Source organism: Actinomadura graeca (assembly GCF_019175365.1).
Taxonomy (GTDB): domain Bacteria; phylum Actinomycetota; class Actinomycetes; order Streptosporangiales; family Streptosporangiaceae; genus Spirillospora; species Spirillospora graeca.
The window spans coordinates 1,797,459-1,812,668 of the sequence record NZ_CP059572.1 but is presented as its reverse complement, the minus strand read 5'-3'; the positions used below and the strand labels follow the sequence as shown (position 1 = coordinate 1,812,668).

Here is a 15,210-nt window from a genome sequence, read left to right as displayed (position 1 = left end):
CCCGGGTGCTGCCCGGGGAGCAGTGCGGGTGCCTCTCCTCGCCCGACGACGGGCGGCACGTCCCGGCGCCACGATCCTCGGCATGGGAAACGCCGCAGAAGCACGACGAACGGTCGACGACGACGGGACGCGCCCGGCCACGGGCAGGCCCGTCCCCGCATCGGAGGGGGCTTCAGCCGGGGCCCGGACGGTGCGTCTCAGCAAGGTGTACGGCTCGGGCGACATGGCGGTCCGCGTGCTCGACGAGGTGAGCGTGGAGTTCCCGGCCGGGAGGTTCACCGCCATCATGGGGCCGTCCGGCGCCGGGAAGTCCACGCTGATGCACTGCGTGGCGGGGCTGGAGGCCGCCACGTCCGGCAAGGTCTACGTGGGCGGCCAGGAGCTCGGCGAGCTGTCGGACCGGCGGCTCACCCGGCTGCGGCGCGAGCGGATCGGGTTCGTCTTCCAGGCGTTCAACCTGCTGCCGACGCTCACCGCCCGCGACAACATCACGCTGCCGATGACCCTGGCCGGCGCCGCTCCCGACCAGGAGTGGTTCGCCACGGTGGTCCGCGTCCTTCGTCTGGGAGAGCGGCTCACGCACAGGCCGTCGGAGCTGTCGGGCGGGCAGCAGCAGAGGGTGGCGCTGGCGCGCGCGCTGGTCACTCGTCCGCAGATCGTGTTCGCGGACGAGCCGACCGGCAACCTCGACTCCCGCACCGGCGCCGAGGTACTCGACCTTCTGCGCGGTGCTGTGGACGACCTGGGCCAGACGGTCGCGATGGTCACCCACGACCCTGTCGCCGCCGGACGCGCCGACGCGGTGGTGTTCCTCGCCGACGGGCGGATCGTCGACGTCATGGAGGGCCCCACGCCCGACCGGGTGCTGGACCGTATGCGCGGACTGGGGGACCGGTCGTGATCGGCCTCGTGTTCAAGGAACTGTGGGGGCGCAAGCGGCGATTGGCCGGCTCCGTGATCGCGGTCTTCCTCGGCGTGACTTTCCTGACGGGAACACTCGTCTTGGGCGACACCCTCGCAGCCAGCATCGGCGGGTACTTCTCGCGCGCCTACGGGGACACTGACGTCAGCATCAGGAACTCCACCACGGTCAGTGAGGAGCCCTGGGGCGCGCGCGGGCAGATCGACGCGTCCGTTCTAGAGCGGGTGCGGAAGGTGAACGGCGTCGCCAACGCGGAACCGTACATCCAGGGCTCTGGCCAGCTGCTCGCCAAGGACGGGACGACGATCCAGTCGCGCGGCCCCAGGACGGCGGGGAACTGGCTCACCGACCCCAAGCTCAACCCGTACCGCCTCGCCGAGGGCCGTGCCCCCCGCGCGCCCGACGAGGTGGTCATCAACAAGATGTTCGCCGACGAGGGCAAGCTCAGGGTCGGCGACCGCACCGCCGTCCTCACCCCCGACCGGATCCCGGTGACCGTCGTCGGGATCAGCAGGTTCGGTGACGAGGACGCGTTCGGCGAGACGTCCTTCACGGCGTTCAGCCTCGAAGGCGCACGCAGGTACGTCGCGCGGACCCCGGACCGCGTCACCGGCGTGTGGGTCCGCGCGGCCGGCGGGGTCGGCCAGGACGAGCTGGCCGCGCGCATCAAGCCGGTCCTCGCGCCCGGGACCGAGGCCGTCACCGGCCAGGCGCAGGTCGACGAGGGCATGGACCTCGTCGAGAACGGCTTCCTGCGCGTGTTCCGGATCGTGCTCGGCGCGTTCGGCGGGGTGGCGCTGCTCGTCGCGGCGTTCAGCATCCACAACACCTTCGCGATCACGACGGCGCAGCGGACCCGCGAGTCGGCGCTGCTGCGCGCGCTCGGCGCCGGGCGCCGGCAGGTCGTCGCGATCGCCGGCTTCGAGGCGCTGATGGTCGGCGCCGCCGCCACGCTCGCCGGGCTCGCCGGCGGATACGGCTTCGCGGCGCTGCTGCGGCAGCTGTTCACGCGGTTCCGGATCGGGATCGCGATGGAGGGCCTCACGGTCGCGGCGTCCTCGATCCTGATCGCGGCGCCGGTCGGGATGGTCGTGACGCTCGTCGCCGCGCTCGGCCCCGCGCTGCGCGCCTCGCGGGTGCCGCCGCTGGCGGCGCTGCGCGAGGTGGCGGCCGAGCCGTCCCGTCCGTCCGACACCCGCGCCATCGTCGGCGGTGTGCTCGCCGCGGTCGCCGCCGGGACGGTCGTGCTGGGCGCCGTCAACGAGCAGATGGCGATGGCCGCGGCGGGCGCGGTGCTCAGTGTCGTCGCGATGGTCGTGCTCGGCCCGGTCGCGGCGCGCCCGGTCGCGGCCCTCGTCGGAGGGCCCGCCGCGCGGCTGCGCGGCGCGCCGGGCGGGCTCGCCCGCGACAACGCGCGCCGCAGCCCCGCCCGCACCTCCGGGGCCGCCACCGCGCTGATGATCGGCGTCGGCGTCGTCACCCTGCTGACGGTCTTCATCGGCTCCCTGCGCGCGTCCCTCGAAGAGGGTGTCGCCGGGTCGTTCACCGGCCCGATCGTCGTGGACGGCGGCTCCAACGAGACCGCCGGGTTCAGCACCGCGCTGGCCGCCCAGGCGGCCAGGCTGCCGCAGGTCGGCGGGGTCGCGGGCGTCGGCAACGGGAACATGCGGGTGGACGGGCGCACCGCGGGCGTCCGCGTCGCCGACCCGTCCGCCCTGGGACGCGTCCTCGACCTGGACGTCACACAGGGCGGTCTGTCCGGCCCCGGCACGTTCGCGGTCTCCGAGAAGGTCGCTGGTGACCGGGGCTGGCGCACCGGCACCCCCGTCGGCGTCCAGTTCGCCGACGGCGCCCGCCAGACCCTCACCATCGGCGCCGTCTACAAGAACACCGACCTGGCCGGCGACTACCTGGTGCCCCGCGCCGTCTGGGACGCCCACACCCGGCAGCCGCTCGACGTCATGGCGTTCGTGAAGCTCAAGCCGGGCGCCTCGGTGGCCGGCGCGCGCCAGGCACTGACCGCGCTCGCCGCCCCCTACGGCGCGCCGGAGATCGAGTCGCGCGACGAGTTCATCTCCCGCCAGACCGAGGACATGAGCGGCTTCATCGCCGTCGTGTACGGCATGCTCATCCTCGCGATCGTCATCGCGCTGCTCGGCATCGCCAACACCCTGTCGCTGTCGGTCCACGAGCGGACCCGCGAGCTCGGCCTGCTGCGCGCGGTCGGCGCGACCCGCCCGCAGATCAGGTCGATGGTGCGCTGGGAGTCGGTGATCGTCGCGCTGTTCGGCACGGCCGGCGGCCTCGGGCTCGGCCTGTTCCTCGGCTGGGGCCTCGGCACCGCGATCGGCAACCCGTTCGCGCCGCAGCCCGTCCAGGTGACCGTGATCGCCGTGGTCGGCGCGGTCGCGGGCGCCCTGGCCGCGATCCGCCCGGCACGCCGCGCGGCCCGCCTGACGATCCTGTCCGCCATCGCCACGTAATCCCGGCTCAGGGATACAGAACCCGTGGTCGTCGCGCGGGCGCGTCACCGGTCCGCGTGAGGCAACGCCGAAGGCGAGCCTCACGCGGACCGATCGCGAAGCGATGCCGAGCCCGTCCGACCATGGTCGAGGGCGAGCCGCCGGGCGGGCCCTCGGGCCGGGATTGCGGCCGACTCGGCCGGGATTGCACTTATGGTGTGTCCATGCAGGTCAACCAGTCGGGCAAGCTGACCAACGTCTGTTACGACATCCGCGGGCCCGTGCTCAAGCGCGCCCGGCAGCTGGAGGCCGAGGGGAACAACATCCTCAAGCTGCACATCGGGAACCCGGCCCCGTTCGGCTTCGAGGCTCCTCCCGAGCTCCTCCAGGACATGATCCGCAACCTTCCGGACGCGCACGGCTACAGCGACTCCAAGGGGATCATGCCCGCCCGCCGGGCGGTCGTGCAGCGCTTCGAGGAGCACGGCGTGGCAGGCGTGGACGTCGAGGACGTCTACCTCGGCAACGGCGTGTCCGAGCTGATCGTCATGACCCTCCAGGCGCTGCTCAACGACGGTGACGAGGTCCTGATCCCCGCCCCCGACTACCCGCTGTGGACGGCGGCGGCGTCCCTCTGCGGCGGCACGCCCGTCCACTACCTGTGCGACGAGGACGCCGGGTGGGAGCCGGACCTGGACGACATCGAGTCCAAGATCGGCGACCGCACCCGCGCCATCGTGATCATCAATCCGAACAACCCGACCGGCGCCGTCTACTCCCGCGAGGTCCTCACCCGGGTCGTCGAGATCGCCCGCCGCCGCAACCTCATCGTCTTCGCCGACGAGATCTACGACCGCATCCTCTACGACGGCGCCGTGCACGTGCCGATCGCGTCCCTCGCGCCCGACCTGCTGTGCCTCACCTTCGGCGGCCTGTCCAAGAACTACCGTGTGGCTGGATTCCGATCCGGCTGGGTGGTGCTGTCCGGTCCGAAGGAGCACGCCGAGTCCTACATCGAGGGCCTGGACATACTGGCGAACATGCGGCTGTGCCCGAACGTCCCCGGCCAGCACGCCATCCAGGCCGCGCTGGGCGGACACCAGAGCATCGAGGACCTCGTCCTGCCGACCGGCCGGCTCTGCGAGCAGCGCGACCGCGCCTGGAAGCTGCTGAACGACCTGCCCGGCGTCAGCTGCGTCAAGCCCGAGGGCGCCCTGTACGTCTTCCCGCGCCTCGACCCCGGGGTCCACCCGATCGAGGACGACATGCGCTTCGCCCTCGACCTCCTGGAGCAGCAGAAGATCCTCGTCGTCCAGGGCACCGGCTTCAACTGGCCCGCCACCGACCACTTCCGCGTCGTCACCCTCCAGTACGCCGACGACCTGGAGGAGGCGGTCGGCCGCATAGGCGAATTCCTGCAGAACCGCCGCGCCTAGAGGCCGCCGCCGGGCTCCCGGTCAGCCGTCGGAGGCGGCCTGGTCCAGGCGGCGGAGCGCGCCGCGCACGACGTCCGGGTCGGTGGTCGCCCAGAACGGCGGCAGGGAGCCCTTCAGGAAGCCTCCGTAGCGGGCGGTGGCCAGCCGCGGGTCGAGGACGGCGACGACGCCGCGGTCGTCCATCGACCGCAGGAGGCGGCCCGCGCCCTGGGCGAGGAGCAGCGCGGCGTGCGTGGCCGCGACCGCCATGAAGCCGTTGCCGCCGCGGGCCGCGACCGCGCGCGAGCGGGCCGAGGAGACCGGGTCGTCCGGCCGCGGGAACGGGATGCGGTCCATGATCACGAGCTGGAGCGACGGGCCGGGCACGTCCACGCCCTGCCACAGCGACAGGGTGCCGAACAGGCAGGTCCGCTCGTCCTCGGCGAAGAGTCTGACCAGCTGGGACGTGGAGTCCTCGCCCTGGCACAGCAGCGGGTGGGACAGGTGGTCCTTCAGCTCGTCGGCGGCCTGCCGGGCGGCCCGCATCGAGGAGAACAGCCCGAGCGTGCGGCCGCCCGCCGCCTCGATCAGCTCGGTGATCTCGGTCAGGTAGGCGTCGGCGAGCCCGTCGCGGCCCGGCTGCGGCAGGTGCCGGGCGACGTACAGGATGCCGGACTTCGGGTGGTCGAACGGGGAGCCGACGTCCAGCCCCGACCAGACGATCTCCTTGTCGTCCTTGCCCGCGCCGTCCTTGCCCGCGCCGTCGTCCTTCGACGCGGTGTGGGCGAGCCCCTCGGCGGCAGTCCTGGCGTCCTTCGGAGTGTTCCCGGCGAGCGGCGGCAGGCCCCACTGGCGGGCCAGCGGCTCGAACGACCCGCCCAGCGTGAGGGTCGCCGAGGTCAGGACGGCGGTGCGCCGCTCGAACAGGGTGGTCCGCAGCAGACCGCCCACACCGATCGGCGCGACATGCAGCGCCGGTGGGCGCCGGGGCCGTCCGTCCTGGACGAACGGCTTCTCCAGCCACACCACGTCGAACCGCTCGGCGATCTCCGGCTGGAACGCCTCCAGCAGCCGGACGGCGGTGTCGTGCAGATCCTCCAGCGACGAACGCGCGGCCTTGCGCGCCGCCGCGTCGCCGGGGTCGTTGTCCTTCCTGTCGGGGCCGAGGGCCGAGACACAGGCGTGCGCGGCGTCCCGGACGACGGTCAGCGTCGTGCCCAGGGCGGGGGACAGGACGTCCATGCGCCCGGCGGGCAGGTCCTCCAGGAGGATCCCGAGCCCTTCCGCGGACTCCTTCAGCCGGTCGGCGGTGACCTCCTCGATGAGCCGCCCGCAGCGGCGCGCCGCCGTCTCGACCGCGGCGGCGCTCAGGTCGCCCGTGGCGACGGACGTGACCCGGTCGACCAGCTCGTGCGCCTCGTCCACGATCACCACGTCGTGCTCGGGCAGGACCTGGAACTCCTCCAGCGCGTCGATCGCCAGCAGCGCGTGGTTGGTGACGACGATGTGCGCCTCGCCCGCCTCGGCGCGGGCCAGCTCGGCGAAGCACTCGGTCCCCTGCGGGCAGCGCTGCGCGCCCAGGCACTCCTTGGCGGTCACGGCCACCTGCCGCCACGCCTGCTCTCCCACACCCGGGACGAGCTCGTCACGGTCGCCCGTCCTGGTCTCCTCGGCCCACTCGTTCAGCCGCTTGACCTGGCGCCCCAGCGCCGAGATCTGCTGGGGGTCGAACAGGCTCTGGCCGGGCTCGTCCTCCTCCGGCACGCCCGTCTGCACCCGGTGCAGGCACAGGTAGTTGCGCCTGCCCTTGAGGATCGCGTACTTCAGCTCGGTCCCGAGCATCGCGCCGAGCGCCTCGGACAGCCGCGGCAGGTCACGGTCGACGAGCTGACGCTGGAGCGCGATCGTCGCCGTCGACACCACCACCGTGGTCTGCTTCTCGACCGCGTACCGGATCGCCGGGACCAGATACGCCAGCGACTTGCCGGTCCCCGTCCCCGCCTGGGCGGCGACGTGCTCACCCGACCCGATCGCCTTCTCCACCGCCCGGGCCATATCGACCTGCCCTGGGCGCTCCGCGCCTCCGATGGCCTCGACGGCGGCGGACAACAGGGTCGCCATGTCCGGAATCTGGGTATCGCTGTCGGTCAGCAGATCAGGGGCGGGCACGTCGCCCAACGCTACCCTCCACCGCGGACACCCGCGTCCGCCCCCGTGAAGGCGATCGGCCAGGATGGGATCGTGCCTGCCGAGAGGGAAGTCCTGACCTGGGAGTCGTTCGGCGCCGCGAGCCGGGCCCTCGCACAGGAGGTCGCCGACAGCGGCTACCGCCCCGACCTGATCCTGTCCATCGCCCGCGGCGGCCTGTTCGTCGCCGGATCCCTCGGATACGCGTTGGACGTCAAGAACCTCCACGTGATGAACGTCGAGTTCTACACCGGCGTCGACCAGCGCCTCGACCTCCCGGTAATGCTGCCGCCGGTGCCGAACGCCGTCGACCTCTCCGGCGCCAGGGTGCTGGTCGCGGACGACGTCGCGGACACCGGGGCCACCCTCAAGCTCGTCCGCGACTTCTGCGCCGACCACGTCGCCGACGTCCGCTGCGCGGTCATCTACGAGAAGCCGCGTTCCACGGTCGAATGCGAGTACGTCTGGCGGCGTACCGACCTGTGGATCGACTTCCCCTGGTCCGCCGAACCACCCGTGGCCGCCGACCCCGGTCCCTGAGAGTTATCCACAGGTGTACCGGGGTGCTGCGCCCGCCACCGCGCACTGCCAGTGTGGACGACATGAAACCACTGGTCATCCGCTCGGCCCTCGACGCCATCGCCACCGTCCCGTACCTGCTGGGGTTCCATCCGTCGCGCAGTCTCGTCGTGATCGGGTTCGAGGGCCCGGACGGCACATGCGCGGTCCGCGTCGATTTACCGTCGCCCAACGCCGCGCGTGTGTCCGCCATGCTCGCGGGCAACGGCTTCCGCCGCGCCCTCCTCCTCGCCTACGGCACGGCGGACGAAGCCGCCGCCGCCACCGGTGCCATGCGCGACGCGCTGGCCGCCACGCATATCGAGGTCGCCGAGGCGATCCGCATCGCGGACGGCCGCTGGTGGTCCCTGACCTGCACGGACGCCTGCTGCCCACCGGAGGGCACCCCCTACGACATCGACGGCAGCGTCCTGGCGGCCGAGGCCGTCTTCGCCGGCCACGTCGCCCTGCCCGACCGCTCCGAGCTCACCGGCTCCGTCCGTCCGCTGGAGGGCGCCGCCCGCCGGTCGATGCGCGAGGCCACCCGCCGCGCCGAGCGACGCCTCCTCGACCGGGCCCGCGACGGCACGACCTCGATCCAGTACCAGTCCCGCATGGTGGAGGAGGGCCTCGGCCTCCTGCCCCGCCTGCTCTCCCGGGCCCGTGCCGGAAGCCCTCCCACCGACGACGAGGTGGCCCGGCTCGGCCTCCTCCTGACCGAGCTCCGCGTCCGCGACGAGGCGTGGGTCCGCATCGACGAGGACTCCCCGGCCCCCGACATCGCCTTCTGGCGCGACATCGTCCGCCGCGTCGAGGACCCCTACGCCGCCGCCCCCGCCTCCCTCCTGGCCTTCGCCGCCTACGCCGCAGGCGACGGCGGCCTCGCCAACATCGCCGTGGAACGCGCACTGGAGGTGGACCCCGCCTACTCCATGGCCGTCATCCTCCGCGAGGTCATGGCCGTCGGAATCCCGCCCACCCGAGCCCGCATGCGCATGACCCCGGAGGACTTAGCCGCCGCCTACCAAGAAGGGCCACACCGCCAAGCAGGCTGACCACCACGCCCAAACACCCCACGACCCAAGCGGCGGCGCCCGCCCAAGCGCCTGGGGGGCACGGCCCAGGCGCTCCCTGGACACCACTCCTAACGCGCCGCACACCCCAAGCGCGAGCACGCGGCGCGCTCCCCTCGGCACCACTGCCGACGCGCCGCTCACCCACGCGCGGGCGTGCGGCGCGTCGGGGGGTAGATCGGCGCCGTCGGAGCCCCGCGGCGCGGCAAGGGCGTCCGGACGTGAGGATGGCTGGCGTGCGTAGCGTCCGGGCGGTCTATGCCTTACTCGCGGGCGTGCAGTGCGCTCCTCGCGGCACCACTGTCGACGCGCCGCGCACCCCACGCGCGGGCGTGCGGCGCGTCGGGGGGTGGTCGGGAGCTGTCGGAGCCCCATGGCGAAGCAAGGGCGCCCGGACGTGAGGATGGCTGGGCATGGGTGGCGTCCGGGCGGTCTGTGCCTTGTTCGCAGCGCGGGTGGTGTGCTGATTTTGGCACCCCCCGCGCGCCGCGTACCTCACGCGCCGCGTACCTCACGCGCGGGTGTGCGGTGTGTCGGGGTCCGGTGGACGCTGTCGAGGCTTTGTGGCGATGGCGTCGGCGTCCGGGCGTGAGGATGACCGAGGCGTGTGTAGCGTTCGGGCGGTCTATGCCTTACTCGCGGGCGTGCAGTGCGTTCCTTTCGGCACCACTGCCGACGCGCCGCACCCCTCGCGCGGGTGTGCGGCGCGTCGGGGGTAGATGGGCGCCGTCGGAGTGCCGTGGCGCGGTAAGGGCGTCTGGACGTGAGAATGGCTGGGCATAGGTGACGTCCGAGCGGTTTGTGCCTTGTTCGCGAGCGCGGGTGGTGTGCCCCATTTCGGCACCACCCCACACGCCGCGCACCCCACACGCCGCGCACCCCACACGCCGCGCACCCCACACGCCGCGCACCCCACACGCCGCGCACCCCACACGCCGCGCACCCCACACGCCGCGCACCCCACACGCCGCGCACCCCACACGCCGCGCACCCCACACGCCGCGCACCCCACACGCCGCGCACCCCACACGCCGCGCACCCCACACGCCGCGCACCCCACACGCCGCGCACCCCACACGCCGCGCACCCCACACGCCGCGCACCCCACACGCCGCGCACCTCACGCGTGGGTGTGCGGTGCGTTGGGGGCGGGTGGACGCCGTTGAGGCTTCGTAGCGGTGGTGACGGCGTTCGGGCGTGAGGATGGCCGGGGTGCCGTTTGGGTGGTCTGTGCCTTGTTCGCGGGCGCGGGCCGCGTGCTCCCCTCGGCACCACCTCACGCGCTGCGCACCTCATGCGCGGGTGTGTGCGGCGTGTCGAGGGCCGGTGGACGCTGATAGAGGCACGGCGCGGTAGCGGCGGCGGCTAAACGGCGTTCGGAGGGTGGGATGCCTGTGCGTGCCTAGTGTTCTGGTGGTCTGGGCCTTTGGGGGTCGCCTATGAGGCCCTGATGTGGGTTTGTACGGGCGGATCGCGGAGCTATGTCGGGCTTATCTGGGCGTGGTGACGAGGTCTTATCTGGGCGTGGTGACGAGGTGTGTGGCCGGACGAGTGTTTCGCGTCTGGGGCGGGACCTCTAACGCTGCTCAGGGGGCTACGGCTTGGCCGGGGGTGCCGGGGTCTATGCGGCGGTCGCGGTTGCGGTCGTTCCAGGCTCGCATGCGCGGCGGGTAGCCGACGATCTGGACGTCGTAGACGGGGAGGCCGAGGTCGCGGGCCACCTTGCCGATGACCTTGGGGGAGCCGACGCGGCGGCGGGTCCATTCGCCGTCGTGGGCGACGGCGACCGCGGTGGTGTCGGTGGCGAAGGTCTCGGGTTCGACGAAGAACTCCACCCCGTGGCGGGCGCGGGCGAACGCGATCAGCGCCTCGATGTCGGAGTCGTTCGCCTCCCGGTCGAGCTTCGTCACCGTCGACCCGCGGTTCTTGCGGATCCCGAACCGGTCCCGGAACCTCATCGCTCGTCCCCGTCGTCTGGTGGTGGCCCGGAGCCGTTCCGGGCCTGTTTCGGTGTACGACGATAACGATCGTTCGCCGTCAGGGGGTTCCCGACACAACGAGGGCATCCCCTGTGGGCAGGGGCGCGAGCCCTAGACTTGCCGGTCGGGGGATCAGCAGCGGGGGTGTTGATGGACGGGCCGGGCCTGGTTCGGCGTGTGGTCGGCGGTGTGCTCGCGGTGGCGGTGTGCGGGGCGCTGAGCGGGTTCTCCGGCGGGGCCGAGCGGGTGGCTTCGGCGAGGGACCGGCCCGCCGTGCCGGAGGCGCCGGCGGTCGTGAGGCGGGTCTCGGCTCCGGCGGGCGGGACGGTGTCGTGGGGTCGGCGTGTCCTCGCGGGGGTCGGTGCGCCCGGGGTGGTCGGGCCCGCGGGGATGGGCCATCCCGTCCGCGAGACTGTGATCAAGAAGAAGGATCCCTGCGCGCGGGCCAAGTGCGTGGCGCTGACGTTCGACGACGGGCCGATGGGGAGCACCGGACGGCTGCTGGGCATCCTGGCCGGGCGCCGGGTGCGCGCGACGTTCTTCCTCGTCGGGCAGAACGTGGTGAAGGACCCGGAGACGGTGCGGCGGGAGTCCGCCGCCGGGCACGAGATCGCCAATCACAGCTACACGCACGCCGACCTGGGGCGGCTGCCGGAGGGGAAGGCCGTCGAGGAGGTGACCCGGACGCAGGACGCGATCCGGCTGGCGTCGGGGGTCACGCCGGTGCTGCTGCGGCCGCCGTACGGGTCGACGGACAAGCGGCTGGCGTCGATCGCGCGGCGGATGGGCCTGGCGCAGATCCTGTGGACGGTCGATCCGCTCGACTGGTCGGATCGCGACACCGACGCGGTCGAGCGGCGGGTGATGAAGTCCGTCCGGCCGGGAAGCGTGGTGCTGATGCACGACATCCACGCGACGACGGTGGCGGCCGTCCCCAGGATCATCGATCGGCTGGCGGCCAGGGGCTACACGTTCGTCACCGTCACCGAGCTGTTCGGCGGGGACCTGGAGCCCGGAGGGAAGTACGTCCGCCGCGAACCCTGAGGCGCGCCGCGCATCTCGGGGGAAGGCCAGGGTCATCCCCGATGGCCCGGGCGGGGGGCGCCACGCACCATGAGGAATATGGACAGCAGTTATGCGGTGGGGGATCTGCGGGTCTCGGACGCCGAGCGCGAACCGGCCATCCAGCGGCTTCAGGACGCCTACGCCGAGGGGCGGATCGACCACGACGAGTTCGACATGCGCGTGCAACTGGCGATGACGGCCAAGACGCGGAACGACCTGGAGACGGTGACGCGGGACCTGGTGCCCGTGCGGGAGCGCGAGCGGGCCGTCGCGGAGGAGGCGACGGGGGAGGACCGGATGCTCGCGGCGGTCGCGCACGCCGTCGCCGTGCCGACGTTGTTCGTCGGGCCGCTGGTGCTGATGCTCGTCAGCGGCAAGCGCTCGCAGTACGTGCGGCGGCAGGCGAAGGAGGCGGTGAACTTCCAGGTCACGCTGCTGATGGTCACGATCGTGACCTTCGGTGTCGGAGGCGTCCTGTACGGTCTGGCGTGGATCCTGTCGGCGATCGCCGCGGTGTACGCGCTGACGGGCCAGACGTTCCGCTATCCCTGGATCCTGCGGCTGGTGAAGTAGGGATCCGCCCCGGACCACCGGCGGGGCGAACGGGTTTGTCGCCGTGGGCCTTCGGGGAAAGGTTGACGTGGCCGCCTTCTCGCGGCAGCGCTCGCCACCGAAGGGGCCGCCCGGACATGAACCAGCCAGTTGAGGCTTTATTCCCCTCTCGACCTGTGATGACCCTAACGTCCGAGTTACATGGACCGTACATGGGATGATCGATTAACTGGGTCAAGGAGGGGCAGATGACGGAGCTTGCGGTCAAGGGCGATCACCAGCGGGCGGTGGAGGCGCTCAGGAGGTCCTACGAGGCGATCCCGGCGGGGGCGCCGGTGCGGCTGGCGAAGCGGACCTCCAATCTGTTCCGGTGGCGCGACCCCTCGGACGCGCCGGGGCTGGACGTGTCCGGCTTCGACCGCGTGCTGAGCGTCGACGCAGGGAAGCGGACCGCGCAGGTACAGGGCATGACGACCTACGAGGCGCTGGTCGACGCCACGCTGCCGCACGGCCTGATGCCGACGGTCGTCCCGCAGCTGAAGACGATCACGCTGGGCGGCGCGGTGACCGGGCTCGGCATCGAGTCGACGTCCTTCCGGGACGGGCTGCCGCACGAGTCGGTGCTGGAGATGGAGGTGCTGACCGGTGACGGCCAGATCGTCACGGCGACGCGCGACAACGAGCACGCCGACCTGTTCTACGGCTTCCCGAACTCCTACGGGACGCTCGGCTACAGCCTGCGGCTGAAGATCGAGCTGAGGCGGGTGAAGCCGTACGTGCGGCTGCGGCACCTGCGGTTCGGGGACGCGGCCGAGCTGGCGCGGGTGATGGGGGAGATCACCGAGTCGGGCCGGTTCGAGGACGAGGACGTCGACTTCCTCGACGGGACGGTCTTCGGCGCGGACGAGCAGTACATCACGCTCGGCTTCTTCGCCGACGAGGCGCCGTACACGTCCGACTACACCCGGCAGAAGATCTATTACCGGTCGATCCAGGAACGCTCCGTCGACTTTCTGACGATCCGCGACTACATCTGGCGGTGGGACACCGACTGGTTCTGGTGCTCGGGCGCCTTCGGCGTGCAGAACCCGGCCGTCCGGCGGCTGTGGCCCGACAAGTACAAGCGCTCGGACGTGTACCGCAGGCTCGTCGCCTACGACCGGCGGTACCACGTCATCGCGCGGGCCGACCGGTGGCGTGGGCTGCGCCCGCGCGAGGACGTCATCCAGGACATCGAGGTGCCCGTCGAGCGGCTGGCGGAATTCCTGGAGTTCTTCCACGACAAGGTCGGCATGAGCCCCATCTGGCTGTGCCCGCTGCGTGCGAAGGAACGGTGGCCGCTGTACCCGCTGGAGGTGGGCCGCCCGTACGTGAACGCCGGTTTCTGGGGGACGGTCCGGCTTCCTCCCGGCCAGATTCCCGAATACCACAACCGGCTCATCGAACGTAAGGTCGCGGCCCTTGACGGGCACAAATCCCTCTACTCGACTGCTTTTTACAGTCGAGACGAGTTCTGGCGGTATTACGACGGGGAGACCTACCGGCGGCTCAAGGGGGCCTACGATCCCGGGGGGCGGCTGCTGGACCTCTACGACAAGTGCGTGCGCGGACGCTGACCAGGCGTCCGCCGATCGGGGGAGGCCCGGAGGGGCTGGTGGCCATCCGTCACCGTCCGTCCTGGGCGGAGAGACAGGAGGGATCAAGATGACGCTGGCCAGGGTCTTCGAGCAGCTCGCCGGGGCTGAGGCGCCAGTGGAGTTCACGGCGTACGACGGGTCCCGGGCGGGAGTGCCCGGCGCCGACATCCGGTTCGACGTCCGCTCGCCGTACGCGGTGTCGTACCTGGTGCACTCGCCGGGGGCGCTGGGACTGGCCCGCGCCTACGTCAGCGGCATGATCGACGTCAGCGGGGACATGGTCACCGCGCTGACGACGATGCAGCAGGTCCTCGGGGACGTGACGCCCCGCGACAAGGCGCGGATCGTCCGTGGCGTCCTGGGCGACCCGCTGCTGCGCGCCGCGATGTCCCGGCGGCTGGACCCGCCGCCGCAGGAGGCTCCCTTCAGCCGCATCCCGGCGTGGCTGCGGCATTCCAAGCGTCGTGACGCGAAGGCGATCTCGCATCACTACGACGTGTCCAACACCTTCTACGAGTGGGTGCTCGGCCCGTCGATGGCCTACACCTGCGCCTGTTACCCGTCCGAGGACGCGACGCTGGAGGAGGCGCAGTTCCACAAGCACGACCTGGTGGCCAAGAAGCTCGGCCTCAAGCCGGGGATGCGGCTGCTGGACGTGGGATGCGGGTGGGGCGGCATGGTGATGCACGCCGCCAAGGAGTACGGCGTGCGGGCGCTCGGCGTGACGCTGTCCAAGCAGCAGGCGGAGTGGGCGCAGAAGGCCATCGCCGACCGGGGCCTGTCCGACCTGGCGGAGGTCCGGCACCTGGACTACCGGGACGTGAACGAGACGGGGTTCGACGCGGTCAGCTCGATCGGCCTGACCGAGCACATCGGCAAGAAGAACCTTCCGTCGTACTTCGCGTTCCTGTACGGCAAGCTCAAGCCGGGCGGGCGGATGCTGAACCACACGATCACCCGCCCGGACAACCTGGCGCCCGCCATGAAGCACAGCGGGTTCATCAACCGGTACGTCTTCCCTGACGGCGAGCTGGAGGGCCCCGGCTACGTCCAGATGCAGATGAACGACGCCGGTTTCGAGATCCGGCACCAGGAGAACCTGCGCGAGCACTACGCGCGGACGCTCACCGGCTGGTGCGACAACCTCGACGCCCACTGGGACGAGGCCGTCGCCGAGGTGGGCCAGGGCACGGCCCGCGTGTGGCGCGTCTACATGGCGGGCTGCGTGCTGGGCTTCCAGCAGAACTGGATCCAGCTGCACCAGACGCTGGGCGTCAAGCTGGACGACAAGGGCGGCGCCCACATGCCGCTGCGGCCCGACTGGGGCGTGTGAGCACCGCGCCGCTGACACGACATTCCC

11 protein-coding genes are annotated in these 15,210 nt (G+C 71.9%); 9 read left to right on the top strand and 2 right to left on the bottom strand.

Annotated features, from left to right (window positions below; translation table 11 throughout):
• Positions 1-82 precede the first annotated feature (82 nt).
• The 3 genes from AGRA3207_RS08365 (at position 83) to AGRA3207_RS08355 (ending at position 4,820) form a co-directional block, all read left to right on the top strand.
• On the top strand, positions 83-901 hold the full coding sequence (locus AGRA3207_RS08365; protein WP_231333991.1) for an ABC transporter ATP-binding protein: 819 nt from the start codon (positions 83-85) through the stop codon (positions 899-901).
• A complete protein-coding gene (locus tag AGRA3207_RS08360) occupies positions 898-3,405 on the top strand; it encodes an ABC transporter permease (RefSeq protein WP_231333990.1) in 2,508 nt (835 codons plus the stop codon). Before AGRA3207_RS08365 ends, AGRA3207_RS08360 begins: the two co-directional genes overlap by 4 nt.
• Before the next feature lie 203 nt (positions 3,406-3,608).
• Positions 3,609-4,820 (top strand): pyridoxal phosphate-dependent aminotransferase, encoded by a 1,212-nt coding sequence (locus AGRA3207_RS08355; RefSeq protein WP_231333989.1) that lies wholly within the window; start codon positions 3,609-3,611, stop codon positions 4,818-4,820.
• A gap of 21 nt (positions 4,821-4,841) precedes the next feature.
• On the opposite strand, the gene AGRA3207_RS08350 is transcribed toward AGRA3207_RS08355, so the two are convergent.
• Positions 4,842-6,920 (bottom strand): ATP-dependent DNA helicase, encoded by a 2,079-nt coding sequence (locus AGRA3207_RS08350; protein ID WP_231333988.1) that lies wholly within the window; start codon positions 6,918-6,920, stop codon positions 4,842-4,844.
• 120 nt (positions 6,921-7,040) lie between these two features.
• Between AGRA3207_RS08350 and AGRA3207_RS08345 the strand changes: the two genes are divergently transcribed.
• Both AGRA3207_RS08345 and AGRA3207_RS08340 read left to right on the top strand, forming a co-directional pair.
• Positions 7,041-7,526 (top strand): phosphoribosyltransferase, encoded by a 486-nt coding sequence (locus AGRA3207_RS08345; RefSeq protein WP_231333987.1) that lies wholly within the window; start codon positions 7,041-7,043, stop codon positions 7,524-7,526.
• Between the two features lie 62 nt (positions 7,527-7,588).
• Positions 7,589-8,599 carry a DUF4192 domain-containing protein gene (locus tag AGRA3207_RS08340; protein ID WP_231333986.1) on the top strand — a complete coding sequence of 337 codons (1,011 nt, stop codon included), beginning with the start codon at positions 7,589-7,591 and terminating at the stop codon, positions 8,597-8,599.
• A 1,604-nt stretch (positions 8,600-10,203) separates the two neighbouring features.
• Here AGRA3207_RS08340 and AGRA3207_RS08335 read toward each other — a convergent pair.
• Positions 10,204-10,575, bottom strand: coding sequence for a hypothetical protein (locus AGRA3207_RS08335; RefSeq protein WP_231333985.1), 372 nt, complete (start codon positions 10,573-10,575; stop codon positions 10,204-10,206).
• 171 nt (positions 10,576-10,746) lie between these two features.
• Between AGRA3207_RS08335 and AGRA3207_RS08330 the strand changes: the two genes are divergently transcribed.
• The 4 genes from AGRA3207_RS08330 (at position 10,747) to AGRA3207_RS08315 (ending at position 15,183) form a co-directional block, all read left to right on the top strand.
• A complete protein-coding gene (locus AGRA3207_RS08330) occupies positions 10,747-11,640 on the top strand; it encodes a polysaccharide deacetylase family protein (RefSeq protein WP_231333984.1) in 894 nt (297 codons plus the stop codon).
• Positions 11,641-11,718: 78 nt separating this feature from the next.
• Positions 11,719-12,234 carry a DUF1707 and DUF4870 domain-containing protein gene (locus AGRA3207_RS08325; RefSeq protein WP_231333983.1) on the top strand — a complete coding sequence of 172 codons (516 nt, stop codon included), beginning with the start codon at positions 11,719-11,721 and terminating at the stop codon, positions 12,232-12,234.
• 227 nt (positions 12,235-12,461) lie between these two features.
• A complete protein-coding gene (locus AGRA3207_RS08320) occupies positions 12,462-13,829 on the top strand; it encodes an FAD-binding oxidoreductase (protein ID WP_231333982.1) in 1,368 nt (455 codons plus the stop codon).
• 88 nt (positions 13,830-13,917) lie between these two features.
• Positions 13,918-15,183 carry a class I SAM-dependent methyltransferase gene (locus AGRA3207_RS08315; protein ID WP_231333981.1) on the top strand — a complete coding sequence of 422 codons (1,266 nt, stop codon included), beginning with the start codon at positions 13,918-13,920 and terminating at the stop codon, positions 15,181-15,183.
• The last annotated feature ends 27 nt before the right edge of the window (positions 15,184-15,210 follow it).